The sequence below is a fragment of the Pseudomonas sp. LS1212 genome (genome assembly GCF_024741815.1).
Taxonomy (GTDB): domain Bacteria; phylum Pseudomonadota; class Gammaproteobacteria; order Pseudomonadales; family Pseudomonadaceae; genus Aquipseudomonas.
The window spans coordinates 4,776,753-4,801,757 of sequence record NZ_CP102951.1 but is presented as its reverse complement, the minus strand read 5'-3'; the positions used below and the strand labels follow the sequence as shown (position 1 = coordinate 4,801,757).

The following is a 25,005-nucleotide window of genomic DNA, read 5'->3' as shown; positions in this document are numbered from 1 at the left end:
ATGATGTCTATTCTGCGACGTGGCCTGTTGGTTCTCCTGGCGAGCTTGCCAATGCTGGCCAATGCGGTCGCCGCGCCTTCGGCGCACGATCTGGTCCAGGACACCACGAATCGGTTGCTGGCCGATCTGGCAGCCAACAAGGAAAAATACAAGCAAAGCCCGGGTGACTTTTACAATGCATTGAACGGCATTGTCGGCCCGGCCATCGATGCCGATGGTATTTCACGCAGCATCATGACCGTGAAGTACTCGCGCAAGGCCACTCCCGAGCAAATGACGCGCTTCCAGGAAAACTTCAAGCGCAGCCTGATGCAGTTCTATGGCAATGCCTTGCTCGAATATAACAACCAGGGCATCACCGTCGGCCCGGCCAAGGACGAAAGCGGCACCCGCACCAGCGTCGACATGCAGGTCAAGGGCAGCAGCGGTTCCATCTACCCCGTCTCCTACACCCTTGAAAAGATCAACGGTGAATGGAAAGTGCGCAACGTGATCATCAACGGCATCAACATCGGCAAGCTGTTCCGTGATCAGTTCGCCGACGCCATGCAGCGCAATGGCAACGACCTGGACAAGACCATCGATGGCTGGGCCGGTGAAGTGGCCAAGGCCAAGGAAGTCGTCAAGAAAGAGGAAACCACGCAATGACCGACGCTGCCGTCAGCCTCGGTGCTGCGGGTGAGCTGAACCTGTCCGGTGTGCTCGACTTTCGTTCCGGCCCGGCCCTGCGCAAGGAGGGTCAGGCCCTGATCAAGGGCTGGAGCGGCCCGAGCCTGGTGGTCGACTGCTCGGCGGTAGGGCGCTCCAGCAGTGTCGGTCTGTCGCTGCTGCTGGCGTTCATGCGTGATGCCAAGGCCGCCGGCAAGTCGTTGAAAATCAGGGCGTTGACCGACGACATGCGAGAAATCGCCGAGGTCTACGGGCTTGTCGAGCTGCTCGAAGCAGACTGAATACTGAAAGTAACGGAGGCCCCTCCGTCAGAGTCCTCACATCCGGGGTTCGCAGGCGAGGGGCTTTTTTTGTATGATGGCCGACCCGCGCGCGTAGGGCGCCGATTGAGGTTAAGCATGCAGGCCGTAGAAGTTAAGAGCTTCCTTGAAGGAAAGTTGCCCGGAACTCAGGTAGAAGTTGAGGGCGAAGGCTGCAACTTCCAGCTCAATGTGATTAGTGACGAACTGGTGGCTTTGAGCCCGGTCAAGCGTCAGCAGAGCATTTATGCCCATTTGAACCCGTGGATTGCCAATGGCAGCATCCATGCGGTCACCATGAAATTTTTCAGCAGCGCGGCCTGGGCCGAGCGCACCTGAGCCCCTAGGCGTCGAGATTCTTATGGACAAACTGATTATTACTGGCGGTGTTCGTCTTGATGGCGAAATCCGCATTTCCGGGGCGAAGAACTCTGCCCTGCCGATTCTCGCTGCAACCTTGCTGGCCGATGGCCCGGTAACGGTCGCCAACCTGCCGCACCTGCACGACATCACCACCATGATCGAGCTGTTCGGGCGCATGGGCATCGAGCCTGTGATCGACGAAAAGCTGTCGGTGGAAATCGACCCTCGTACCATCAAGACCCTGGTCGCGCCGTACGAGCTGGTCAAGACCATGCGCGCCTCGATCCTGGTGCTGGGCCCGATGGTTGCCCGTTTCGGTCAGGCCGAAGTGGCCCTGCCTGGCGGTTGCGCCATCGGTTCGCGCCCTGTTGACCTGCACATTCGCGGTCTCGAGGCCATGGGCGCCACGATCGACGTCGAAGGCGGCTACATCAAGGCCAAGGCGCCGGAAGGTGGTTTGCGCGGTGCTCACTTCTTCTTCGATACCGTCAGTGTGACCGGTACCGAGAACATCATGATGGCGGCAGCGCTGGCCAATGGCCGCAGCGTGCTGCAGAACGCCGCGCGTGAGCCTGAAGTAGTCGACCTGGCCAACTTCATCAACGCCATGGGTGGCAAGGTCCAGGGCGCCGGTACCGATACCATCACCATCGATGGCGTCGAGCGCCTGCACTCGGCCACTTACAAAGTGATGCCGGACCGTATCGAAACCGGTACCTACCTGGTCGCTGCTGCTGCCACGGGCGGCCGTGTAAAGGTCAAGGACACTGATCCGACCATCCTTGAAGCTGTACTGGAAAAGCTCAAGGAAGCCGGTGCCGAGATCACCACCGGTGAAGACTGGATCGAGCTGAACATGCATGGCAAGCGTCCAAAGGCCGTGAACCTGCGTACCGCACCGTATCCGGCGTTCCCGACCGACATGCAGGCACAGTTCATCTCGCTCAATGCCATCGCTGAAGGCACGGGCGCTGTGATCGAGACCATCTTTGAAAACCGCTTCATGCACGTGTATGAAATGCACCGCATGGGCGCGCATATCCAGGTCGAAGGCAACACCGCGATCGTCACCGGTACCCTGAAGCTCAAGGGCGCGCCAGTGATGGCGACCGACCTGCGCGCTTCGGCCAGCCTGGTGATTTCCGCTCTGGTCGCCGAAGGCGACACGCTGATCGATCGCATTTACCACATAGACCGTGGTTATGAGTGCATCGAAGAAAAACTGCAGATGCTGGGCGCCAAGATTCGCCGCGTGCCGGGCTAGTTTTTCCGTGGTGGGCGCAGGGACGCGCCTCGACTTGCTGGACTGAATTGATCGCCTTGAGCCTGCTGCATGGGCTCGATGAGCAGTATCCTGATAAGGACCGACGTTTCCCATGTTGACCATCGCGCTGTCCAAGGGCCGCATCCTCGACGATACCCTTCCGCTGCTGGCGGAAGCGGGCATCGTGCCGACCGAGAATCCGGATAAAAGCCGCAAGCTGATCATCCCCACGACTCAGGCCGACGTGCGCCTGCTCATCGTGCGTGCGACCGACGTACCGACCTATGTCGAGCATGGTGCTGCCGACCTGGGCGTCGCCGGTAAAGACGTGCTGATGGAGTACGGCGGCCAGGGCCTGTATGAGCCGCTGGACCTGCGGATTGCCAAGTGCAAGCTGATGACAGCCGGCGCGATCGGTGTTCCCGAGCCCAAGGGCCGCTTGCGGGTAGCGACCAAGTTCGTCAACGTCGCCAAGCGCTACTATGCCGAGCAAGGTCGTCAAGTCGATATCATCAAGCTGTACGGCTCGATGGAGCTGGCACCGCTGATCGGCCTGGCCGACAAGATCATCGACGTGGTCGATACCGGTAATACCCTGCGTGCCAACGGCCTGGAACCCCAGGAAATGATCGCCACGATCAGCTCCCGCCTGGTGGTCAACAAGGCTTCGATGAAAATGCAGCACGCCCGTATCCAGGCGTTGATCGACACCCTGCGCAAGGCAGTGGAGTCGCGACACCCCGACTGACCCATTCGCGCGGCCTTGAGTCGCGCCCGTCTATCCGTGTCATAGCCAAATTTTTCAGGTGCCCACGCGGATGGACTGTTAGCTTAGGGCGCCTGAGCACTAGCCAACTACTGAGGCCCTCGCTATGACCACGTCCACCGCAATTCGCCGACTCAACGCTGCTGACCCGGATTTCGCTCATCATCTGGATCATCTGCTGAGCTGGGAAAGTGTGTCCGACGACTCGGTCAACCAGCGGGTGCTCGACATCATCAAGGCGGTACGCGAGCGTGGCGATGCGGCGCTGGTGGAATTCACCCAGCGTTTCGACGGGTTGGAAGTCGCCTCCATGGCCGACCTGATCCTGCCGCGCGAGCGTCTGGAGCTGGCACTCACCAGAATCACCCCAGCCCAGCGCGAGGCCCTGGAAAAGGCCGCGGCGCGTGTGCGCAGCTATCACGAAAAACAGAAACAGGACTCCTGGAGCTACACCGAGGCCGACGGCACGGTGCTGGGCCAGAAAGTCACGCCTTTGGACCGCGCCGGCCTGTATGTGCCTGGCGGCAAGGCATCCTATCCATCCTCGGTGCTGATGAACGCCATCCCGGCCAAGGTTGCGGGTGTGGCCGAAGTGGTCATGGTGGTGCCGACCCCGCGTGGCGAAATCAACGAGCTGGTGTTGGCTGCCGCCTGCATCGCCGGTGTCGATCGGGTCTTCACCATCGGTGGCGCCCAGGCTGTTGCCGCGCTGGCCTATGGCACTGAAAGCGTGCCGCAGGTGGACAAGGTGGTCGGCCCGGGCAACATCTACGTAGCCACTGCCAAGCGCCATGTGTTCGGTCAGGTCGGTATCGACATGATTGCCGGGCCTTCCGAAATCCTTGTGGTCTGCGATGGCCTGACGGATCCGGACTGGATCGCCATGGACCTGTTTTCCCAGGCCGAACACGATGAAGACGCCCAGGCCATCCTGGTCAGCCCCGATGCCGCCTTCCTCGACAAGGTCGCGGCGAGCATCGCCAAATTGCTGCCGACCATGGACCGCGCCGAGATCATCAACACCTCGATCAATGGCCGTGGCGCCCTGATTCAGGTGCGCGACATGCAGCAAGCGATGGATGTGGCCAACCGGATTGCACCCGAGCACCTGGAACTGTCGGTTGCCGACCCGCAAGCCTGGCTGCCGCAGATCCGCCACGCCGGTGCAATCTTCATGGGGCGCCACACATCCGAAGCACTGGGCGACTACTGTGCAGGTCCCAACCACGTGTTGCCGACCTCCGGCACCGCACGCTTTTCTTCGCCACTGGGGGTCTATGACTTCCAGAAGCGTTCGTCGATCATTTTCTGCTCCGAGCAGGGTGCATCCGAACTGGGCAAGACCGCGTCGGTGCTGGCGCGTGGCGAATCGCTGAGTGCCCACGCCTGCAGTGCCGAATACCGAATCATCGCCGACGAGAAGGGGGAGTAAGCATGAGCAAGTTCTGGAGCCCCTTCGTCAAGGACCTGGTGCCTTACGTGCCGGGCGAGCAGCCGAAAATGGCCAAGTTGGTCAAGCTCAACACCAATGAAAACCCCTATGGTCCTTCGCCCAAGGCGTTGGAGGCCATGCGTGTCGAGCTGAGCGACAACCTGCGTCTATACCCGGACCCCAACAGCGATCGCCTCAAGCAGGCGGTAGCCGATTACTACGGGGTTAAAACCAGCCAGGTGTTCGTCGGCAACGGTTCCGACGAAGTGCTGGCCCACGCCTTCCACGGCTTGTTCCAGCACGGCAAACCGCTGCTGTTCCCGGATATCAGCTACAGCTTCTATCCGGTCTACTGCGGTCTGTACGGCATTCCCTTCGAGGTCGTGCCGCTCGACGAGCAGTTCCAGATTCGTGTCGAGGATTACGCTCGCGCCAATGGCGGGATCATTTTCCCCAACCCGAACGCGCCGACCGGTTGCCTGCTGGCGCTGGACGCCATCGAGCAGATTCTCAAGGCCAGCCCCGATACGGTAGTGGTGGTCGATGAGGCTTACATCGATTTCGGCGGGCAGACGGCGATCAGCCTGGTGGATCGTTATCCGAACCTGCTGGTGACCCAGACACTATCCAAGTCGCGTTCACTGGCCGGCCTGCGGGTTGGCCTGGCCGTCGGCCACCCGGACCTGATCGAGGCGCTGGAGCGGATCAAGAACAGCTTCAACTCCTACCCGATCGACCGGGTGGCGAATGTGGGGGCAGCGGTGGCCTTCGAAGACCGCGCTTACTTCGAACAGACCTGCAAGGCGGTCATCGACAGCCGTGAACATCTGGTTGCGGAGCTCACCCAGCGTGGGTTCGAAGTGCTGCCTTCGGCTGCCAACTTCATCTTCGCCCGGCATCCACAACACGACGCTGCGGCGCTGGCGGCACGCTTGAGAGAGCAGGGTGTGATCGTTCGGCACTTCAAGCAGGAGCGGATTGCCCAGTTCCTGCGTATCTCCATCGGTACGCCGGAGCAGAACCAGGCGCTGTTGGATGCACTGTAAGGGCCGAACGACCCTTCATTAAATCAAGCCCGCAGATGCGGGCTTTGTTTTATTCCTGAGCCGTTGTCGGCGCTGGCGGCGGGCGCAGGCCGACCTCGGCAGTCAGCTTGAGCTCCTTGCCATTGCGCATGACCTCGATCACGACCTTGTCGTTGGGCTTGGTCCGTGCGACCTGATTCATCGAGCGGCGCCCATCGCCGGCAGGCTCGCCGTTGATGCTGAGAATCACATCGCCCAATTGCAGGCCGGCCTTCTGCGCCGGGCCGTCGCGAAAGATCCCCGCCACAACGATGCCCGGACGATTCTGCAGGCCAAAGGATTCGGCCAGCTCCTGTGACAACGGCTGGACTTCGAGCCCCAACCAGCCGCGTATGACCTGGCCGTGCTCGATGATGGATTTCATCACTTCCAGCGCCAGCTTGGTCGGGATGGCGAAGCCAATGCCCTGGGAGCCACCGGATTTGGAGAAGATCGCGGTGTTGATACCGGTCAGGTTGCCGCTGGCATCGACCAGTGCGCCGCCGGAGTTGCCCGGGTTGATCGCTGCATCGGTCTGGATGAAGTCTTCGTAGGTGTTGAGCCCCAACTGGTTGCGGCCGGTGGCGCTGATGATGCCCATGGTCACGGTCTGGCCGACGCCGAAGGGGTTGCCAATGGCCAGGGCAACGTCGCCGATATGGATGCTGTCGGAGCGGCCGATGGTGATCGAAGGCAGGTTCTTCAGATCGATCTTGAGGACGGCCAGATCGGTTTCCGGGTCGCTGCCGATCACGCGTGCCAGGGTCTCGCGACCATCCTTGAGCGCTACCACGATCTGATCTGCGCCGGAGGTGACATGGTTGTTGGTCAGCAGGTAGCCTTCCGGGCTCATGATCACCGCCGAGCCGAGGCTCGATTCCCAGCGACGCTGCTTGGGCGGGTTGTCGCCGAAGAACCGCCGGAACTGCGGATCTTCAAACAGCGGATGGCTGGATTTGTTCACCACCTTGGTGGTGTACAGGTTGGCTACCGCAGGCGCAGCCATGCCCACGGCATCGGCATAGGACACCGGGCCCTGCATGACCTTGGCGGTCTTCGGCGCCTGCTGCAGGTTGACATCCTGGCTGGGCAAACCGACCCATTGCGGAAATCGCTGCATGACCAGCAGGGCGACGAGCACCCCGGCCAGCAGCGGCCAGCCAAAATAACGCAAAGCCTTGAACATTGAACAAATCCCGGAATTGGCAGGAGGCCTGAAGGCTGTAGGGGGAAATTAGCGCGCGATCATACTTCGGCAAGGCCCGCGCAGGAACATGTAATTCGCCTCGGCAGCTGCAAAGCCGGGCAAGTTCGGTCGGGAATTGCCGCCGGTTTCCCCAATACCCGGCAACGGCCCATAATGGCGGTCATTATAAGAGGGCTTGTGCCGCTCTGAGCCGTCTATTCAGGAGTCTTTTTCATGGCTGTAGCACTCAGTACTCTGGTCGAAGAAGCCGACCGCTATTTGAACAGTACACGGATTCAGGATTATTGCCCCAATGGCCTGCAAGTCGAAGGCCGTCCGCAGGTCATGCGTATCGTCAGCGGTGTGACCGCCAGCCAGGCGCTGCTCGATGCCGCCGTGGATGCCGGTGCCGATCTGGTACTGGTGCACCACGGTTACTTCTGGAAAGGCGAGAACCCTTGCGTCACGGGCATGAAGCAACGGCGCCTGAAAACCCTGTTGAGCAATGATATCAGCTTGCTCGCCTATCACCTGCCGCTGGACCTGCACCCTGAAGTCGGCAACAACGTGCAATTGGCCCGGCAATTGGACATCACCGTCGAAGGCCCGCTCGATCCGGACAACGCGCGGGTGGTGGGCCTGGTCGGTTCGCTGGCCGAGCCGCTGACTGCCCGTGATTTTGCCCGTCGGGTGCAGGAAGTGATGGGGCGCGAGCCATTGCTGATCGAAGGCAGCGCCATGATTCGCCGCGTCGGGTGGTGCACCGGCGGTGGTCAGGGTTACATCGATCAGGCCATTGCCGCCGGGGTCGATCTGTTTATCAGTGGCGAGGCCTCGGAGCAGACCTTCCACAGTGCCCGCGAGAATGACATCAGCTTCATCGCCGCGGGCCATCATGCGACCGAACGCTACGGCGTTCAGGCGTTGGGCGACTACCTGGCGCGGCGCTTTGCACTGGAGCACCTGTTCATCGATTGCCCCAATCCGATCTGACCGGCCAAACACCGGGGTATATTCTTATACTGTTTCGATCTAGTTGGCTAGCTCAATAGAATAGGACGCTGTGCTAGAGTGGCCAGCTCGAACACGGCCCGCTGGCCGTCCATAAGATCGATTTTCCGTGAGTAGCCATGGTCGACAAACTGACGCATTTGAAACAGTTGGAGGCGGAGAGCATCCACATCATTCGTGAGGTGGCCGCCGAGTTCGATAACCCGGTGATGCTGTACTCCATCGGCAAGGACTCCGCCGTGATGCTGCACCTGGCGCGCAAGGCGTTCTTCCCGGGCAAGCTGCCGTTTCCGGTGATGCATGTCGACACCCAGTGGAAGTTCCAGGAGATGTACAGCTTCCGCGACAAGATGGTCGAGGAGCTGGGCCTGGATTTGATCACTCACGTGAACCCCGAAGGGGTCGCCCAGGGTATCAACCCCTTCACCCACGGCAGTGCCAAGCACACCGACATCATGAAGACCGAGGGCCTCAAGCAGGCACTGGACAAGTACGGCTTCGATGCGGCCTTCGGCGGCGCGCGCCGCGATGAAGAGAAGTCCCGCGCCAAGGAGCGCGTGTATTCCTTCCGCGACAGCAAGCACCGCTGGGATCCGAAGAACCAGCGCCCCGAGCTGTGGAACGTCTACAACGGCAAGGTCAACAAGGGCGAGTCGATCCGGGTCTTCCCGCTGTCGAACTGGACTGAGCTGGACATCTGGCAATATATCTATCTTGAAGGCATCCCGATCGTGCCGCTGTACTTCGCCGCCGAGCGTGATGTCATTGAGAAGAATGGCACCCTGATCCTGATCGACGACGAGCGCATCCTCGAGCACCTTTCCGACGAGGAAAAGGCCCGCATCGTCAAGAAGAAGGTGCGCTTCCGTACTCTTGGCTGCTACCCGTTGACGGGCGCGGTGGAGTCCGAGGCTACCAGCCTGACGGACATCATTCAGGAAATGCTCCTGACGCGAACTTCCGAGCGCCAGGGCCGGGTCATCGACCATGATGGCGCCGGCTCGATGGAAGACAAAAAACGTCAGGGCTATTTCTAAGTTAGGGTCAACTCATGTCGCACCAATCTGATCTGATCAGCGAGGACATCCTCGCCTACCTGGCCCAGCACGAACGTAAAGAACTGCTGCGCTTTTTGACTTGTGGCAACGTCGACGACGGCAAGAGCACCCTGATCGGGCGCCTGCTGCACGACTCCAAGATGATCTACGAAGACCATCTGGAAGCCATTACCCGCGACTCGAAGAAAGTCGGCACCACCGGTGACGATATCGACCTGGCGCTGCTGGTCGATGGCCTGCAGGCCGAGCGCGAGCAAGGCATCACCATCGACGTGGCCTACCGTTACTTCTCCACGGCCAAGCGCAAGTTCATCATTGCCGATACCCCGGGCCACGAGCAGTACACCCGCAACATGGCCACCGGTGCCTCGACCTGCGACCTGGCGATCATCCTGGTCGATGCCCGCTATGGCGTGCAGACCCAGACCCGTCGCCACAGCTTCATCGCCTCCCTGCTGGGCATCAAGCACATCGTTGTCGCCATCAACAAGATGGACCTCAAGGGCTTCGATGAGCAGGTGTTCGAGTCGATCAAGGCCGATTACCTGGAGTTTGCCAAAGGCATCAAGCTCAAGCCGAGCACCCTGCACTTCGTGCCGATGTCGGCCTTGAAGGGCGACAACGTGGTCAACCGCAGTGAGCGCTCGCCGTGGTACACCGGCCAGTCGCTGATGGAAATCCTCGAAACCGTGGAAGTGGCGGGCGACCGCAACTTCACCGACCTGCGCTTCCCGGTGCAGTACGTCAACCGGCCGAACCTGAACTTCCGTGGCTTCGCCGGCACCCTGGCCAGCGGCGTGGTGCACAAGGGCGACGAAGTCGTCGTGCTGCCGTCGGGCAAGAGCAGCCGGGTCAAGTCCATCGTCACCTTCGAAGGTGAGCTGGAGCAGGCCGGCCCAGGCCAGGCCGTGACCCTGACCATGGAAGACGAGATCGACATCTCCCGTGGCGACCTGTTGGTGCATGCCGACAACGTGCCACCGGTGACCGACCACTTCGAAGCCATGCTGGTCTGGATGGCTGAAGAGCCGCTGCTGCCGGGCAAGAAATACGACATCAAGCGCGCTACCAGCTACGTGCCGGGTTCGATCGCCAACATCGTGCACAAAGTCGACGTCAACACCCTGGCCGAAGGCCCGGGCAGTGCGTTGCAGCTGAACGAAATCGGCAAGGTGAAAATCAGCCTGGATGCACCGATCGCCCTGGACGGTTACGACAGCAACCGCACCACCGGTGCGTTCATCGTCATCGACCGTTTGACCAACGGCACCGTCGGCGCCGGCATGATCATCGCCCCACCGGTGATCCCGCACGGCACTATCGGCCACCACGGCAAACTGGCCCACGTTGCCACTGAAGAGCGCGCCTCGCGCTTCGGCCAGCAGCCAGCCACCGTGCTGTTCAGCGGCCTGTCGGGCGCTGGCAAGAGCACCCTGGCCTACGCCGTGGAACGCAAGCTGTTCGACATGGGCCGTGCGGTCTACGTGCTCGACGGCCAGAACCTGCGCCACGACCTGAACAAGGGCCTGCCACAGGACCGCGCCGGGCGTACCGAGAACTGGCGTCGTGCCGCCCACGTGGCGCGTCAGTTCAACGAAGCCGGCCTGTTGACCCTGGCCGCCTTCGTCGCCCCGGATTACGAAGGGCGCGAGCAGGCCAAGGCGCTGATCGGCAAGGAACGCCTGGTGACCGTCTATGTGCAAGCCTCGCCATTGGTTTGCCGTGAGCGTGACCCGCAGGGGCTGTATGCCGCTGCTGGCGACAACATCCCGGGGGAGTCCTTCCCGTATGACGTACCGCTGGATGCGGATCTGGTGATTGATACCCAGACCTTGTCGGTGGAAGAGAGCGTCAAGCAGGTGTTGGATTTGTTGCGGGGGCGTGGCGCGATCTAAGCGCTGACCTGTAACGAGAAAAAACCCGTCATGGTTTCGGCTTTGACGGGTTTTTTTATGTATAGCGATCGCTTGCATCCGATATGTCTGTGGGATGCGTCCGTAGTGTCGTCATAACAGGTAGGACACAGTCCGTCTGGCAATCTGTAGCGAAGCGACAAGAGCCCAGGTATCCAGTCACAGGCATAAAAAAGGGGCCTTTCAAAGGCCCCTGATTTTGTTCAGCGCTTCAACCCATAATGCTCATCCAGCATCCCCGGCGCGTTCGGCGACTTGGGCGCGTAGTCCCTCGGCGGTTCCGCGTCGCGTGGCGGGGTCAGGCGCTCGCGTGGGGCAGGCCCGGCGTCGGCGTGCAGGGAGGCCAGCAGGCGTTGGCGGGTCATTTCGTCCAGCGCCAGGCGGTTGGCGCCTTCGGCCAGATGGTCCTGGACCTCCTGGTAGCTCTGGGTGAGTTTGGTCACCAGTGCGGCGGTGCTGTTGAAATGGGTCACCACTTCATTCTGGTAGTTGTCGAAACGTTCCTGGATGTCGTCCAGCTGCCGTTGAGTGCTGCTCGGGGCGGCGTTGGGCAGCAGGCGAGCGACCAGGAAACCGATGACGACACCGGCCACCAGGGCGAGGGTCGGCAATAACCAAACTAAGAGCGATAGTTCCACGAGTCCTTCCTCTATAAACGGCTTTGCTTTACGTTAACGGCTCGGACCTGCGCTGTATACCGCGATACGCTCGCAAATATGTCAGACAGAATCATTCAGCTAGACGAGTCGACCCTATCCGGGGTCACGGAGTACCTTCTTGCTCATGCGCGAAACCCCCGTATTCATTGATGGCCCGGTGGGCCAACTGGAAGCCCTGTATCTGGATGTGCCTGACGCACGTGGCATGGCGCTGATTTGCCATCCCAACCCCGTCCAGGGCGGCACCATGCTCAACAAGGTGGTCTCTACGCTACAGCGTACCGCACGCGACGCCGGTTTGATCACCCTGCGCTTCAATTATCGTGGCGTGGGCGCCAGTGCCGGCAGCCATGACATGGGCAGCGGCGAGGTCGATGACGCCCAGGCTGCCGCCGCCTGGCTGATCGAGCAGCACCCGCAATTGCCGCTGACCCTGCTGGGTTTCTCCTTCGGTGGCTTTGTCGCCGCCAGCCTTGGTGGTCGCCTGGAAGCCAGGGGCACGTCGTTGGCGCGCCTGTTCATGGTTGCCCCGGCAGTGATGCGTTTGAGTGCCGAGCATCAGCTGCCGCAGGACTGTGCATTGACGGTTATCCAGCCTGACACCGACGAGGTGGTCGAGCCGCAGCTGGTTTACGACTGGTCCGACGCCCTCGAACGCCCCCATGAGCTGCTGAAAGTGGCAGAATGCGGACACTTTTTCCACGGCAAGCTGACCGACCTCAAGGATCTGGTATTGCCGCGTCTTACGAACTGATTGAAGCCTGATAAGCGATTAGCCATGACCACTCGTATCCTTACCGGTATCACCACCACCGGCACGCCGCACCTGGGCAACTATGCTGGTGCCATTCGTCCGGCGATCGTCGCCAGTCGCCAGCGCGATGCCGATTCGTTCTATTTCCTGGCTGACTATCACGCGCTGATCAAGTGCGACGACCCGTTGCGCATCCAGCGCTCGCGCCTGGAAATCGCTGCGACCTGGCTGGCGGCCGGTCTGGATGTCGAGCGCGTGACGTTTTATCGTCAGTCCGATATCACCGAGATTCCCGAACTGACCTGGCTGCTGACCTGCGTCGCGGCCAAGGGCCTGCTCAACCGTGCGCACGCCTACAAGGCCTCGGTGGACAAGAACGTCGAAACCGGCGAAGACCCGGACGCCGGTATCACCATGGGCCTGTACAGCTACCCGGTGCTGATGGCCGCCGACATCCTCATGTTCAACGCGCACAAGGTGCCGGTCGGTCGCGACCAGATCCAGCATGTGGAAATGGCCCGCGACATCGGCCAGCGCTTCAACCATCTGTTCGGCCGGGGCAAGGATTTCTTCGTCATGCCCGAAGCCGTGATCGAGGAAAGCGTCGCGACGCTGCCGGGTCTGGACGGGCGCAAGATGTCCAAGAGCTATGACAACACCATTCCGTTGTTCAGCAGCGCCAAGGAGATGAAGGAGGCGATTTCGCGCATCGTCACTGACTCCCGTGCCCCGGGCGAAGCCAAGGATCCGGACAGCTCCCACCTGTTCACCCTGTTCCAGGCCTTCGCTACCCCCGCACAAGCCTCTGAGTTCCGTTCCGAGCTGTTGCAGGGCCTGGGTTGGGGCGATGCCAAGCAGCGGCTGTTCCAGCTGCTGGACGGCGAGCTGGGCGAGGCTCGCGAGCGTTATCACCAGTTCCTCGAGCGCCCGGCCGATCTGGAAGACATCCTCCAGGCGGGCGCGCAAAAAGCCCGCAAGGTCGCCACCCCGTTCCTTGAGCAACTGCGTGAGGCGGTTGGCCTGCGTTCGTTCCGCAGCGAGGTGCAAAGCACCGTTGGAACCAAGAAGAAGGCCGCGAAAACCGCGCGCTTCGTCAGTTTCCGTGAAGACGACGGCAGTTTCCGTTTCCGCTTGCTGGCCGCCGATGGCGAGCAACTGCTGCTGTCCTGTGGTTTTGCCGATGGCAAGACGGCCGGTGCCGTGACCAAGCAACTGCAACAGGGGCAGGAATTGGACCTGCGCAGCGAAGCGGGCCGTTTCAGCCTGTGGCTCGAGGGCGAATGCGTGGCCGATAGCCCGGAATTTGCCGATGCTGCTGCGCGTGATGCGGCAATTGCGGCCCTGCGAGTGGCATTGCAGCCGCAGGACTAAACCACGGCTATCGGAAGGTCCGATTGCCATTATCCAGGGCCGTCGCTACAGTGTCGGCCCGTTTTTGTTGCCTTGCTAACGAATTATGACGCCCCTAGAACGATACCAAGCTGATCTGAAACGCCCCGAATTTTTCCATGACGCCGCGCAGGAAACGGCCGTGCGTCATCTGCAGCGCCTGTACGACGATCTGGTGGCGGCGCAGAACAGCAAGCCGGGGGTATTCGGCAAGTTGTTCGGCAAGAAGGAGCAGGCGCCGGTCAAGGGCTTGTACTTCTGGGGTGGGGTAGGCCGGGGCAAGACCTACCTGGTCGATACCTTCTTCGAAGCGCTGCCGTTCAAGGAAAAAGTCCGGACGCACTTCCACCGCTTCATGAAGCGCGTGCACGAAGAAATGAAAACCCTCAAGGGCGAAAAGAACCCGCTGACGGTCATCGCCAAGCGTTTCTCCGACGAGGCACGGGTCATCTGTTTCGACGAATTCTTCGTTTCCGATATCACCGATGCCATGATCCTGGGCACACTGATGGAAGAGCTGTTCAAGAACGGCGTGACCTTGGTTGCGACCTCGAACATCGTGCCCGACGGCTTGTACAAGGATGGCCTGCAGCGCGCGCGGTTCCTGCCGGCGATTGCGTTGATCAAGCAGAACACCGATATCGTCAACGTCGACAGTGGCGTGGATTACCGACTGCGCCATCTGGAGCAGGCCGAGCTGTACCACTTCCCGCTCGACGATGCGGCTGACGAAAGCCTGCGCAAGAGCTTCCGCGCCCTGACGCCTGAATGCACCCAGGCCGTGGAAAACGATGTGTTGATCATCGAGAATCGCGAAATCCGTGCCTTGCGTACCTGCGATGACGTGGCCTGGTTCGAGTTCCGCGAATTGTGCGACGGCCCGCGCAGCCAGAACGACTACATCGAACTGGGCAAGATCTTCCATGCCGTCCTGCTTGGTGGCGTTGAGCAGATGGGGGTGCACACCGATGACATCGCCCGGCGATTCATCAACATGGTCGACGAATTCTACGACCGTAACGTCAAGCTGATCATCTCGGCGGAGGTCGAGCTCAAGGATCTGTACACCGGCGGTCGCTTGACCTTTGAATTCCAGCGCACGCTTAGCCGTTTGCTGGAGATGCAGTCCCATGAGTTTCTTGCGCGGGCGCATAAGCCTTAGGGTTTTGTAGCGTCTGTCACGGCCTCATCGCTGGCAAGCCAGCTCCTACAGAGTTCACGTGGGAGCTGGCTTGCCAGCGATGCGGGCGACACGGTGCGTCTGAGCTACACCGCGACTTCCTGCAAAAACTGCTGCCGATACTGGTTCGGTGACAGCTGGGTGTGCTGGCGAAACAGCCGGGCAAAGAAGCTGGCGTCGTCGTAGCCCACTTCATAACTGATCGTCTTGATGCTCTTGCGGGTGCTCGAGAGCAAGCCCTTGGCCGTTTCAATGCGCAGTCGTTGCAGGTAGTGCAGGGGCTTGTCGCCGGTGGCGGCCTGGAAGCGGCGCATGAAATTGCGGATGCTCATGCCATGCTCGCGAGCGACATCTTCGAAGCGGAACTTGTCGGCGAAGTGCTCTTCCAGCCATTGCTGGATCTGCAGAATCACCAGGTCCTGGTGCAGTTTCTGCCCGCCAAAGCCCATCCTGCCCGGTGCATAGTTGCGCTGTACTTCGTAGAGCGTATCGCGGGCCACGGCCTGGGCGACATTGGCGCCGCAGAAGCGCTCGATCAAGTAAATGTACAGGTCGCAGGCCGAGGTCGTGCCGCCGGCGCAATACAGGTTGTCGGCGTCGGTCAGGTGTTTGTCCGGATTGAGATGCACCTTGGGGTAGCGTTCGCCGAACTCGCTGAAAAAGCGCCAGTAGGTCGTCGCCTCCTTGCCATCGAGCAGGCCCGCTTCGGCCAGCCAGAACACACCGCTGGCCTCGCCGCACAGCACTGCGCCCCGGGCATGTTGCTCGCGCAGCCAGGGCAGCACTTGCGGGTAACGTTGGCAGAGGGTGTCGAAATCCTCCCAGAAGGCGGGCAAGATAATCACGTCGGCCTGTTCCAGGCCGCCGTCCACCGGCAGCACGACGTCGCTGAAACTGCGAACCGGCTGGCCGTCCGGGCTGACCAGGCGGGTTTCGAAAATGGGCTGCAGGCCGACGCCCAATTGCTTGCCGTAGCGTAGGCTGGCGAGATAGAAAAAATCTTTGGCCTGCATGAGCGTCGAGGCGAACACCTTGTCGATGGCCAGGATGCTGACGCGTCGCAAGGACGCCGTGTGTGGGGTAAACATCATTTCATTATTCTTATATGGGATAGTGGTCAACAAACGGCTGGATCGTCTTATTTTTTGGCGCTTGTGTCCAGTGTTCCGCATCGGATCGACGGCCTAGTCTCTGTAATCCATCCATGGTTCGCTCAGGTGCCTGCATGATTCCCAGAACGCTGTTCAGCTCCGAACACGAATTGTTTCGCGAAAGCGTGCGCAAGTTTCTCGAGAAAGAAGCCGTGCCTTTTCACGCCCAATGGGAGAAACAGGGGTACGTCGATCGCACGCTCTGGAACAAGGCGGGGGAGGCCGGGATGCTCTGCTCGCACCTGCCGGAGGAGTATGGCGGCATGGCGGCCGACTTCCTCTACAGCACGGTGGTTATCGAAGAAATCGGACGTCTGGGGTTGACAGGCATCGGCTTCTCCCTGCACTCCGATATCGTTGCGCCGTACATCTTGCATTACGGCAGTGAGGCTCTGAAACTCAAGTACCTGCCCAAACTGGTTTCGGGCGAGATGGTCAGTGCCATCGCCATGACCGAGCCGGGCGCCGGCTCCGACTTGCAAGGGGTCAAGACCACGGCAGTGCTGGACGGCGACGACTATGTGATCAACGGCTCGAAGACCTTTATCACCAATGGGTTTCTTGCCGATCTGGTGATTGTTGTCGCCAAGACCGATCCGAAGGCCGGGGCCAAGGGCATCAGTCTGTTTCTGGTGGAGGCCGATACGCCGGGCTTCGACAAGGGCAATCGGCTGGAAAAGGTCGGCATGAAAGCGCAGGACACCTCCGAGCTGTTCTTCCAGAGCGTCCGGGTGCCCAAGGAGAACCTGCTGGGACAGCTCGGGATGGGGTTCGCCTACCTGATGCAGGAATTGCCTCAGGAGCGCCTGACGGTCGCCATAGGTGGCTTGGCGTCGGCCGAGGCGGCATTGCAGTGGACGCTGGATTACACCCGCGAGCGCAAGGCCTTCGGCCAGGCCATTGCCGAGTTCCAGAATACCCGCTTCAAGCTGGCGGAAATCGCCACTGAAGTGCAGATCGGGCGCGTGTTCGTCGATCGCTGCCTGGAGTTGCACCTGCAGGGCAAGCTCGATGTGCCGACGGCGGCGATGGCCAAATACTGGGGCACGGACCTGCAATGCAAGGTGCTCGACGAGTGTGTGCAGTTGCATGGTGGGTACGGGTTCATGTGGGAATACCCGATTGCGCGGGCCTGGGCGGATGCGCGGGTGCAGCGGATCTATGCCGGGACCAATGAAATCATGAAGGAGATCATTGCTCGGTCGTTGTGAGTTATTGCGGGCGCCATGCGCCCGATCGCTGGCAAGCCAGCTCCTACAGAAGTTGCGCTGTACTTTGTAGGAGCTGGCTTGCCAGCGATTAAGGGCTGAAGGCCCTTCTTACGGCGCCGGATTCGGCTGATCCTTGTGAATCGCCTCGATCCCCGCCAGCACTTCCTCGGAAAGCTTCAGCTCAAAGCTCGCCAGATTGCTCTCCAGCTGTTCAAGCGACGTAGCCCCAATGATATTGCTGGTCACGAACGACTGCCGGGTGACAAACGCCAGGGCCATTTGCGCCGGGTCCAGGCCGTGTTCATGCGCCAGGGCGACATAGCGGCTGCAGGCGGCAATTGCCTGCGGGTTGGAATAGCGCGAAAAACGGCTGAACAGCGTCAGGCGACCATTGCTCGGGCGTGCGCCATTTTCGTATTTGCCCGACAGCATGCCGAACGCCAGCGGTGAATAAGCCAGGAGCCCGCACTGTTCGCGGATGGCGACCTCGGCCAGGCCCACCTCGAAGCTGCGATTGAGCAGGTTGTAGGGGTTCTGGATAGACACAGCGCGTGGCCAGCCGCGGCTCTCGGCCAGCTGCAGGAATTTCATGGTGCCCCACGGTGTTTCGTTGGACAGGCCCACATGGCGGATCTTGCCGGCCTTGACCTGCTCGTCGAGCACTTCCAGGGTTTCCTCGAGCGGCGTCAGGGTTTCTTCCTGGTGCTGGTAGCCAAGCTTGCCGAAGAAATTGGTGCTGCGTTCCGGCCAGTGCAGCTGGTACAGGTCGATCCAGTCGGTCTGCAGGCGCTTGAGGCTGGCATCCAGGGCCGCAACGATATGTTCGCGGTTGTGCTTGAGCTGGCCGTCACGGATGTGGCTGATGCTGTTGCCAGGGCCGGCGACCTTGCTGGCGAGGATCCAGTCGGCGCGATCGCCCCGGGCCTTGAACCAGTTGCCGATGTAGCGTTCGGTGCTGGCATGGGTTTCGGGGCGGGGCGGCACCGGGTACATTTCCGCGGTATCGATGAAATTGATGCCGGCTTCCTTGGCTCGGGCGATCTGGGCAAATGCTTCGTCCTGGCTGTTCTGTTCGCCCCAGGTCATGGTTCCAAGGCACAGGGCGCTGACGTCCAGACCGGTTCGGCCCAGCTTGCGATAGTCCATTTGCATCTCCCGAAGGCAAAGGAATCATAAAAGCAGGTTGATATTTTTTTCGCAATCTGGATAATTCGCCCCCTCTCTCTGCAGTGGAAGTGATGCGCCGCTTGCCGAAGAATCTTGCCGTATATTGGACGCGCTGACCCGAGCCCCCGATAGCGTCTGTATCCGGCTGCCTTTGACTTGTCAAAGTACGCACTATTCAGTAAGATCTGCCGTCTTAATTTTGCTGGGCGGCCTCTGAGGCTATAAAGAATGAAAACTTTTACTGCTAAACCGGAAACAGTAAAGCGCGACTGGTTCGTCGTTGACGCTGCTGGTCAGACCCTGGGTCGTCTGGCCACTGAGATCGCGAGCCGTCTGCGTGGCAAGCATAAGCCTGAGTACACTCCGCACGTTGATACCGGCGACTACATCGTCGTGATCAATGCCGAGCAGGTTCGTGTTACTGGTGCCAAGACCACTGACAAAATGTACTACTCCCACTCCGGTTTCCCGGGCGGCATCAAGTCGATCAACTTTGAAAAGCTGATCGCCAAGGCCCCTGAGCGCGTGATCGAGACCGCGGTCAAAGGCATGCTGCCCAAGAACCCGCTGGGTCGCGACATGTACCGTAAGCTGAAAGTCTATGCGGGCGCTGCTCACCCTCATACTGCTCAGCAGCCCCAAGAACTGAAGATTTAACGGAATAGTTCATTATGTCGGCGACTCAAAACTACGGCACTGGCCGTCGCAAGACTGCAACCGCACGCGTTTTCCTGCGTCCGGGTACTGGCAACATCTCCATCAACAACCGTTCTCTGGACGTGTTCTTCGGTCGCGAAACTGCCCGCATGGTAGTTCGTCAGCCGCTGGAACTGACCGAAACCGTTGAGAAGTTCGACATCTACGTCACCGTCATCGGTGGTGGTGTCAGCGGTCAAGCCGGTGCGATCCGTCACGGTATCACCCGCGCTCTGATGCAATACGACGAAACCCTGCGTGGCGCACTGCGCAAAGCAGGCTTCGTGACTCGCGATGCTCGTGAAGTAGAACGTAAGAAAGTGGGTCTGCGTAAAGCGCGTAAGCGTCCGCAATACTCCAAGCGTTAATTCGCTGCTGCGTTCAAAAAAAGCCCAGTTCCTCATGGAACTGGGCTTTTTTTATGTTCCTTGAACTAGAGTGTGTGCTTGGTGTGACAACTTGTCGCATAGGTGCGAGCCAAGAGCTATAAGGGATGCAGCCTTTTGCCATTGGTAATTACCTTGTCAGAAAAGGGGGTTTTCTTTACCATGCGGCAAATTTTTATGCAGTTCAGAATTTACTTAGTAGATGCCTGTTTAAACAGGCCACAAAGCTGATGGGAGAGGACTGAATGAGCAATGACGGCGTGAATGCAGGCCGGCGTCGCTTCCTTGTAGCAGCCACGTCCGTGGTGGGTGCTGCAGGAGCGGTGGGGGCTGCGGTCCCGTTCGTGGGGTCATGGTTCCCCAGTGCCAAGGCAAAAGCCGCTGGTGCACCGGTGAAGGTCAATATCAGTAAGGTTGAGCCAGGTCAGCAGATGATTGCTGAGTGGCGCGGCCAGCCGGTATTCATTGTTCGTCGAACCGACGTGATCCTGGCCAACCTGGACAAAATCTCCGGCCAGCTGTCTGATCCCGAGTCCAAGGCCTCGGATCAGCCAACATACGTCGATCCGAAAGTTCGCTCGATCAAGCCCGAGATCCTGATCCTGGTGGGGTTGTGCACGCACTTGGGCTGCTCGCCGACCTTCCGTCCGGAAGTGGCGCCAGTTGACCTGGGCAAGGATTGGGTAGGTGGTTACTTCTGCCCATGCCACGGCTCTCATTACGACCTGGCAGGCCGCGTCTACAAATCGCAACCGGCGCCGTTGAATCTGCCAGTGCCTCCGCACTCGTACGAATCGGACGACATCATCGTCGTTGGCGTCGATCAGGAGAAAGCGTGATGAGTAAGTTCATGGATTGGGTGGACGCCCGCTTCCCTGCAACCAAAATGTGGGAAGACCACCTCAGCAAGTATTACGCGCCGAAGAACTTCAACTTCTTCTACTTCTTCGGTTCCCTGGCGCTGTTGGTCCTGGTCAATCAGATCGTCACTGGCGTGTGGCTGACCATGAGCTACACCCCTTCGGCGGAAGAGGCGTTTGCCTCCGTCGAATACATCATGCGTGACGTCGAATACGGCTGGATCCTGCGCTACCTGCACTCCACCGGCGCCTCGGCATTCTTTGTCGTGGTCTACCTGCACATGTTCCGTGGCCTGCTCTACGGTTCGTACCAGAAGCCGCGCGAGCTGGTCTGGGTGTTCGGCATGCTGATCTACCTGGCCCTGATGGCTGAAGCCTTCATGGGTTACCTGCTGCCCTGGGGCCAGATGTCGTACTGGGGTGCCCAGGTGATCATCTCGCTGTTCGGTGCCATCCCGGTCATCGGTGCTGACCTGACCCAGTGGATCCGTGGCGACTACCTGATCTCCGGCATCACCCTGAACCGCTTCTTCGCGTTGCACGTGGTCGCGCTGCCAATCGTGATCCTGGGCCTGGTTGTGCTGCACATCCTGGCGCTGCACGAAGTGGGTTCGAACAACCCTGACGGCGTGGACATCAAGAAGTTCAAGGACGAGAACGGCGTACCGCTCGACGGTATCGCGTTCCACCCTTACTACACCGTCAAGGATATCGTCGGCGTCGTCGTCTTCCTGTTCGTGTTCTGCGCGATCGTGTTCTTCTTCCCGGAAATGGGCGGATATTTCCTCGAGAAGCCGAACTTCGAAGTGGCCAACGCCTTCAAGACCCCTGAGCACATCGCTCCGGTCTGGTACTTCACACCGTTCTACGCCATTTTGCGTGCCGTTCCTGACAAGCTCCTGGGCGTAATCGCCATGGGTGCTGCAATTGCCGTCCTGTTCGTGCTGCCATGGCTGGACCGTAGCCCGGTCAAGTCCATGCGTTACAAGGGCTGGATGAGCAAGATCTGGCTGCTGGTGTTCTGCATCTGCTTCGTGATCCTGGGCGTGCTGGGTGTGCTGGCGCCGACTCCGGGTCGTACGTTGCTGTCGCAGGTATGTACCTTCCTGTACTTCGCCTACTTCATTCTGATGCCTTTCTATACCAGGCTCGAGAAGACCAAACCGGTTCCGGAAAGGGTGACTGGCTGATGAAAAAGCTATTTGCAGTATTGATTCTTGCAGTGATGCCAGCCTTGACCTTCGCGGCAAGCGAGAATGGCCCTGTGCTGGACAAGGTCGACATCGACCTGACTGACAAAGCTGCCATGCAGGACGGTGCGCGTACCTTCGCGAACTATTGCATGGGTTGCCACAGTGCCAAGTTCCAGCGCTATGAGCGCGTGGCCGACGACCTGGGCGTGCCTCACGGGCTGATGCTGGAGAAGCTGGTGTTCACGGGTGCCAAGATCGGCGACCACATGAACATCGGCATGCAGCCGGCAGACGCCAAGGCCTGGTTCGGCGCTGCGCCGCCCGACCTGACCCTGGTTGCCCGTGTTCGCGGTACTGATTGGCTGTACACTTACCTGCGTTCGTTCTATGAAGATCCGACGCGTCCGTGGGGCGCGAACAACAAGGTATTCCCTAACGTGGGTATGCCGAACGTACTGGCCGGTCTGCAAGGTCGTCAGGTAGTGGGTTGCAAGCAGGTTCAGACCGTGGCCGACGGCAAGAAGCAATTCGACCCGCTGACCGGTACGCCGCTGACTCACGAAGCCTGTGACCAGCTGACCATCGTGCCTAAATCCGGTACCCTGAACGCAGAGCAGTTCGATGAGAAGGTCAAGAACCTGGTGACCTTCCTGGCCTACTCGGCCAACCCGGTCAAGCTGCAGAGCCATCGCATCGGTACCTACGTGCTGCTGTACCTGGCCTTCTTCTTTGTATTCGCCTATCTGTTGAAGCGTGAGTACTGGAAAGACGTGCATTGATCACGTTGTAAGTTTTGCTGTTGATGGCGCGCCCTGAGGCGTCTCTGAGTAGTGAGTGTGGAGCAGGCAAGGTAATCGATCCGGAGCGATCCGGGTCGGCGACCCTGGAGGTCTGTTCAGGCATAATCGCTCAAGAGGCGTTCGCAGGGCGCGTTTGTATTTGTATTTCTCATAATTTCAACACGCGAGGAGGACCGCCATGGGCGTGACCAACCGGTTGGCCTGTTACTCCGACCCCGCCGACCACTATTCTCATCGGGTTCGCATCGTTCTCGCCGAGAAGGGTGTCAGCGCCGAGATCATCAACGTAGAGGCGGGCCGTCATCCGCCTAAATTGATCGAAGTGAACCCCTACGGCAGTGTGCCGACGCTGGTCGACCGCGACCTGGCATTGTACGAATCCACAGTGGTGATGGAATACCTGGATGAGCGTTATCCGCATCCTCCCTTGCTGCCTGTCTATCCCGTGGCGCGTGCCAACAGTCGCTTGCTGATCCATCGCATTCAGCGGGACTGGTGTGGCCTGGTCGATCTGATACTCGATCCGCGCAGCAAGGAAGCAGCCCGCGTGCAGGCTCGCAAAGAACTGCGCGAGAGCCTCACCGGCGTATCGCCGCTGTTCGCCGATAAGCCTTGTTTCCTCAGTGAGGAGCAAAGTCTGGTCGATTGTTGTCTATTGCCAATACTCTGGCGATTGCCGATTCTGGGTATTGAATTGCCGCGGCCAGCCAAGCCGTTGCTCGATTATATGGAGCGTCAGTTTGCGCGCGAGGCCTTCCAGGCAAGCCTCTCTGCCGCTGAACGTGAAATGCGCTAGGTTTTAAGGAGCTGTTGATGAACTCCAGTCGTCCCTATTTGGTGCGCGCACTCTACGAGTGGATTGTGGATAACGATTGCACCCCGCACATGCTGGTCAATGCTGAATACCCCGGCGTGCAGGTGCCGCAGGGTTTCGCCAGCGACGGTCAGATCGTCCTGAACATTTCGCCGAGCGCCGTGCGTCACCTGCACATGGATAACGAAGCCGTGAGCTTCGAGGGTCGTTTCGGTGGCGTAGCGCATACTCTGTATGTGCCTACGAGCTCGATCCTGGGCATTTATGCACGGGAGAATGGTCAGGGCATGGTCTTTGACCTGGAGCCGCCTGTCATCGACGATGATGAGGTCGAGGAGGGCTTGGAGTCCGCGCCTGAGCCGGACGATGATGGTCCGCAGCCGCCGCGTCCGAGCGGCCGGCCCAGCCTGAAGGTGGTCAAGTAACAAAAAAGGCGATCCCGAGGGATCGCCTTTTTTGTCTGCCAATTGCTGTTTGCCAAAAGCGTCAGTCGATGTATTCGAACAGCTTGACGATCTTCTGCACCCCGGACACGCCCTGCACCAGGCTGGTGGCCTTGGCGGCTTCCTGCTTGGTGACCAGGCCCAGCAGGTAAACGATGCCATTCTCGGTGATGATTTTGATTCGCGAGCCTGGAATGCTCTCGTCCGCGATCATCTGGGTCTTGATCTTGGTGGTCAGCCAAGTGTCGTTATTGCGTGCCAGCAAGGAGGAGGGCGGCAGGACCTGCAGTTCGTTATGGACTTTTTTCACGCGTTGCACGGAGCTTGCGGCTTGTTCGGCCATGCTCTTGAGGTCGGCGCGCGGCGTCTGGCCGGCCAGCAGGACAATGCCGTTGAAGCTGCTCACGACGACGTGCGAGTTCTTGTCCAGGTCAGGGTTGGCCTTGGCCACGTTGACCGCGACCTTGGTCTCGATCAGCGAGTCGTCGATCTTGCTGCCGAGGGTCCGGGTGCCGCGATCGTCCTCGATCGGGTTCTCGCGAGAGGCGGTGATTACCGAACTGCAGCCGCTGAGGCCGAGGCAGAGTGTCAGGGCCATCAGGCCGAGGCGATTAGGGGTCATTCTTCACTCCCGAACAGTTGGCTGTCGATCAGATCGCAGAGGCAATGGATCGCCAGCAGGTGGACTTCCTGGATACGTGCGGTGACATTGGCCGGAACGCGAATCTCGACGTCCTCGGGCAACAGTAGCGAGGCCATGCCGCCACCATCACGTCCCGTCATAGCTACGACAATCATTTCGCGATCATGTGCGGCCTGGATCGCTTGAATAATATTTGCCGAGTTGCCGCTGGTGGAAATTGCCAGCAGGACGTCGCCCGGTTGGCCGAGCGCACGGATCTGTTTGGAAAAGATTTCGTTGTAGCTGTAGTCGTTGGCGATCGAGGTGATGGTCGAGCTGTCGGTCGTCAAGGCGATGGCCGGCAGGCTCGGGCGCTCACGCTCGAAGCGGTTGAGCAGCTCCGAGGAAAAGTGCTGGGCATCGCCTGCCGAGCCGCCGTTGCCACAGGAAAGCATTTTGCCCTCGTTGAGCAGTGCATTGACCATGACCTGGCTGGCTTGCTCGATGTGGGGTGCAAGGACGTCCATCGCCTGTTGCTTGGTGTTGATGCTGGCCTGAAAAAGCTGGCGAATTCGGGATTGCATGTCCATCAGTGTGACCTTAAGTAGGGCGGCTGGTCGGGCGCTGTCCGAGTCGTCTCAGAGGCTTCCCGGCA

Annotated in this window: 27 protein-coding genes; 21 read left to right on the top strand and 6 right to left on the bottom strand. The window is 59.9% G+C overall.

Going from position 1 to position 25,005, the window contains the following annotated elements:
* The 7 genes from NVV94_RS22345 (at position 1) to hisC (ending at position 5,839) form a co-directional block, all read left to right on the top strand.
* The gene (locus NVV94_RS22345; protein ID WP_258444515.1) at positions 1-648 is read left to right on the top strand and encodes a phospholipid-binding protein MlaC; all 648 of its coding nucleotides are present in this window, start codon (positions 1-3) and stop codon (positions 646-648) included.
* Positions 645-950, top strand: coding sequence for a lipid asymmetry maintenance protein MlaB (locus NVV94_RS22340; protein WP_258444514.1), 306 nt, complete (start codon positions 645-647; stop codon positions 948-950). The genes NVV94_RS22345 and NVV94_RS22340 overlap by 4 nt, the downstream gene beginning before the upstream one ends.
* A gap of 117 nt (positions 951-1,067) precedes the next feature.
* Positions 1,068-1,307, top strand: a complete 240-nt coding sequence (locus NVV94_RS22335) for a BolA family protein (protein ID WP_258444513.1) — start codon at positions 1,068-1,070, stop codon at positions 1,305-1,307.
* Positions 1,308-1,329: 22 nt separating this feature from the next.
* Positions 1,330-2,595, top strand: a complete 1,266-nt coding sequence (gene murA, locus NVV94_RS22330; RefSeq protein WP_258444512.1) for a UDP-N-acetylglucosamine 1-carboxyvinyltransferase — start codon at positions 1,330-1,332, stop codon at positions 2,593-2,595.
* Between the two features lie 112 nt (positions 2,596-2,707).
* A complete protein-coding gene (hisG, locus tag NVV94_RS22325) occupies positions 2,708-3,343 on the top strand; it encodes an ATP phosphoribosyltransferase (RefSeq protein WP_258444511.1) in 636 nt (211 codons plus the stop codon).
* A gap of 124 nt (positions 3,344-3,467) precedes the next feature.
* A complete protein-coding gene (hisD, locus tag NVV94_RS22320; protein ID WP_258444510.1) occupies positions 3,468-4,793 on the top strand; it encodes a histidinol dehydrogenase in 1,326 nt (441 codons plus the stop codon).
* 2 nt (positions 4,794-4,795) lie between these two features.
* Positions 4,796-5,839, top strand: a complete 1,044-nt coding sequence (gene hisC / locus NVV94_RS22315) for a histidinol-phosphate transaminase (RefSeq protein WP_258444509.1) — start codon at positions 4,796-4,798, stop codon at positions 5,837-5,839.
* 49 nt (positions 5,840-5,888) lie between these two features.
* Here hisC and algW read toward each other — a convergent pair whose 3' ends face one another.
* Positions 5,889-7,043 carry a Do family serine endopeptidase AlgW gene (gene algW / locus NVV94_RS22310; protein WP_258444508.1) on the bottom strand — a complete coding sequence of 385 codons (1,155 nt, stop codon included), beginning with the start codon at positions 7,041-7,043 and terminating at the stop codon, positions 5,889-5,891.
* A 234-nt stretch (positions 7,044-7,277) separates the two neighbouring features.
* Here algW and NVV94_RS22305 point away from each other — a divergent pair, with 234 nt between their 5' ends.
* From NVV94_RS22305 to cysN, 3 genes are all read left to right on the top strand, one after another.
* Positions 7,278-8,036: a Nif3-like dinuclear metal center hexameric protein gene (locus tag NVV94_RS22305; protein WP_258444507.1), complete on the top strand. Its 759-nt coding sequence runs from the start codon at positions 7,278-7,280 to the stop codon at positions 8,034-8,036.
* Between the two features lie 137 nt (positions 8,037-8,173).
* Complete coding sequence (gene cysD, locus NVV94_RS22300) at positions 8,174-9,091, top strand: sulfate adenylyltransferase subunit CysD (protein ID WP_258444506.1); 918 nt, start codon at positions 8,174-8,176, stop codon at positions 9,089-9,091.
* Positions 9,092-9,105: 14 nt separating this feature from the next.
* A complete protein-coding gene (cysN, locus tag NVV94_RS22295; protein ID WP_258444505.1) occupies positions 9,106-11,007 on the top strand; it encodes a sulfate adenylyltransferase subunit CysN in 1,902 nt (633 codons plus the stop codon).
* A 221-nt stretch (positions 11,008-11,228) separates the two neighbouring features.
* On the opposite strand, the gene NVV94_RS22290 is transcribed toward cysN, so the two are convergent.
* The gene (locus tag NVV94_RS22290) at positions 11,229-11,663 is read right to left on the bottom strand and encodes a YhcB family protein (RefSeq protein ID WP_258444504.1); all 435 of its coding nucleotides are present in this window, start codon (positions 11,661-11,663) and stop codon (positions 11,229-11,231) included.
* A 145-nt stretch (positions 11,664-11,808) separates the two neighbouring features.
* On the opposite strand from NVV94_RS22290, the gene NVV94_RS22285 reads away from it, so the two are divergent.
* The 3 genes from NVV94_RS22285 (at position 11,809) to zapE (ending at position 14,989) form a co-directional block, all read left to right on the top strand.
* Positions 11,809-12,438: an alpha/beta hydrolase gene (locus tag NVV94_RS22285; RefSeq protein WP_258447787.1), complete on the top strand. Its 630-nt coding sequence runs from the start codon at positions 11,809-11,811 to the stop codon at positions 12,436-12,438.
* 24 nt (positions 12,439-12,462) lie between these two features.
* Positions 12,463-13,809 (top strand): tryptophan--tRNA ligase, encoded by a 1,347-nt coding sequence (locus NVV94_RS22280; protein WP_258444503.1) that lies wholly within the window; start codon positions 12,463-12,465, stop codon positions 13,807-13,809.
* Between the two features lie 85 nt (positions 13,810-13,894).
* Complete coding sequence (zapE, locus tag NVV94_RS22275) at positions 13,895-14,989, top strand: cell division protein ZapE (protein WP_258444502.1); 1,095 nt, start codon at positions 13,895-13,897, stop codon at positions 14,987-14,989.
* A 104-nt stretch (positions 14,990-15,093) separates the two neighbouring features.
* On the opposite strand, the gene NVV94_RS22270 is transcribed toward zapE, so the two are convergent.
* On the bottom strand, positions 15,094-16,020 hold the full coding sequence (locus NVV94_RS22270) for a GlxA family transcriptional regulator (protein ID WP_258447786.1): 927 nt from the start codon (positions 16,018-16,020) through the stop codon (positions 15,094-15,096).
* Between the two features lie 212 nt (positions 16,021-16,232).
* Here NVV94_RS22270 and NVV94_RS22265 point away from each other — a divergent pair, with 212 nt between their 5' ends.
* On the top strand, positions 16,233-17,369 hold the full coding sequence (locus NVV94_RS22265) for an acyl-CoA dehydrogenase family protein (RefSeq protein WP_258444501.1): 1,137 nt from the start codon (positions 16,233-16,235) through the stop codon (positions 17,367-17,369).
* Between the two features lie 108 nt (positions 17,370-17,477).
* Here NVV94_RS22265 and NVV94_RS22260 read toward each other — a convergent pair whose 3' ends face one another.
* The gene (locus NVV94_RS22260; protein WP_258444500.1) at positions 17,478-18,515 is read right to left on the bottom strand and encodes an NADP(H)-dependent aldo-keto reductase; all 1,038 of its coding nucleotides are present in this window, start codon (positions 18,513-18,515) and stop codon (positions 17,478-17,480) included.
* A gap of 249 nt (positions 18,516-18,764) precedes the next feature.
* Here NVV94_RS22260 and rplM point away from each other — a divergent pair, with 249 nt between their 5' ends.
* The 7 genes from rplM (at position 18,765) to NVV94_RS22225 (ending at position 23,710) form a co-directional block, all read left to right on the top strand.
* Positions 18,765-19,193: a 50S ribosomal protein L13 gene (gene rplM, locus NVV94_RS22255; RefSeq protein WP_007928449.1), complete on the top strand. Its 429-nt coding sequence runs from the start codon at positions 18,765-18,767 to the stop codon at positions 19,191-19,193.
* 14 nt (positions 19,194-19,207) lie between these two features.
* The gene (gene rpsI / locus NVV94_RS22250) at positions 19,208-19,600 is read left to right on the top strand and encodes a 30S ribosomal protein S9 (protein WP_258444499.1); all 393 of its coding nucleotides are present in this window, start codon (positions 19,208-19,210) and stop codon (positions 19,598-19,600) included.
* Positions 19,601-19,863: 263 nt separating this feature from the next.
* Complete coding sequence (gene petA, locus NVV94_RS22245) at positions 19,864-20,457, top strand: ubiquinol-cytochrome c reductase iron-sulfur subunit (RefSeq protein WP_258444498.1); 594 nt, start codon at positions 19,864-19,866, stop codon at positions 20,455-20,457.
* On the top strand, positions 20,457-21,668 hold the full coding sequence (locus NVV94_RS22240; protein WP_258444497.1) for a cytochrome bc complex cytochrome b subunit: 1,212 nt from the start codon (positions 20,457-20,459) through the stop codon (positions 21,666-21,668). The genes petA and NVV94_RS22240 overlap by 1 nt, the downstream gene beginning before the upstream one ends.
* Entirely contained in the window at positions 21,668-22,450 is a 783-nt protein-coding gene (locus NVV94_RS22235) for a cytochrome c1 (protein WP_258444496.1), read from the top strand. Before NVV94_RS22240 ends, NVV94_RS22235 begins: the two co-directional genes overlap by 1 nt.
* Positions 22,451-22,649: 199 nt before the next feature.
* The gene (locus NVV94_RS22230) at positions 22,650-23,267 is read left to right on the top strand and encodes a glutathione S-transferase N-terminal domain-containing protein (RefSeq protein WP_258444495.1); all 618 of its coding nucleotides are present in this window, start codon (positions 22,650-22,652) and stop codon (positions 23,265-23,267) included.
* Between the two features lie 17 nt (positions 23,268-23,284).
* The gene (locus tag NVV94_RS22225; RefSeq protein WP_258444494.1) at positions 23,285-23,710 is read left to right on the top strand and encodes a ClpXP protease specificity-enhancing factor; all 426 of its coding nucleotides are present in this window, start codon (positions 23,285-23,287) and stop codon (positions 23,708-23,710) included.
* A 61-nt stretch (positions 23,711-23,771) separates the two neighbouring features.
* Here the strand turns inward: NVV94_RS22225 and NVV94_RS22220 are convergent, their stop codons facing one another.
* On the bottom strand, positions 23,772-24,350 hold the full coding sequence (locus NVV94_RS22220) for a BON domain-containing protein (RefSeq protein ID WP_258444493.1): 579 nt from the start codon (positions 24,348-24,350) through the stop codon (positions 23,772-23,774).
* Positions 24,347-24,940 carry a phosphoheptose isomerase gene (locus tag NVV94_RS22215; RefSeq protein WP_258444492.1) on the bottom strand — a complete coding sequence of 198 codons (594 nt, stop codon included), beginning with the start codon at positions 24,938-24,940 and terminating at the stop codon, positions 24,347-24,349. The genes NVV94_RS22220 and NVV94_RS22215 overlap by 4 nt, the downstream gene beginning before the upstream one ends.
* Positions 24,941-25,005: the final 65 nt, after the last annotated feature.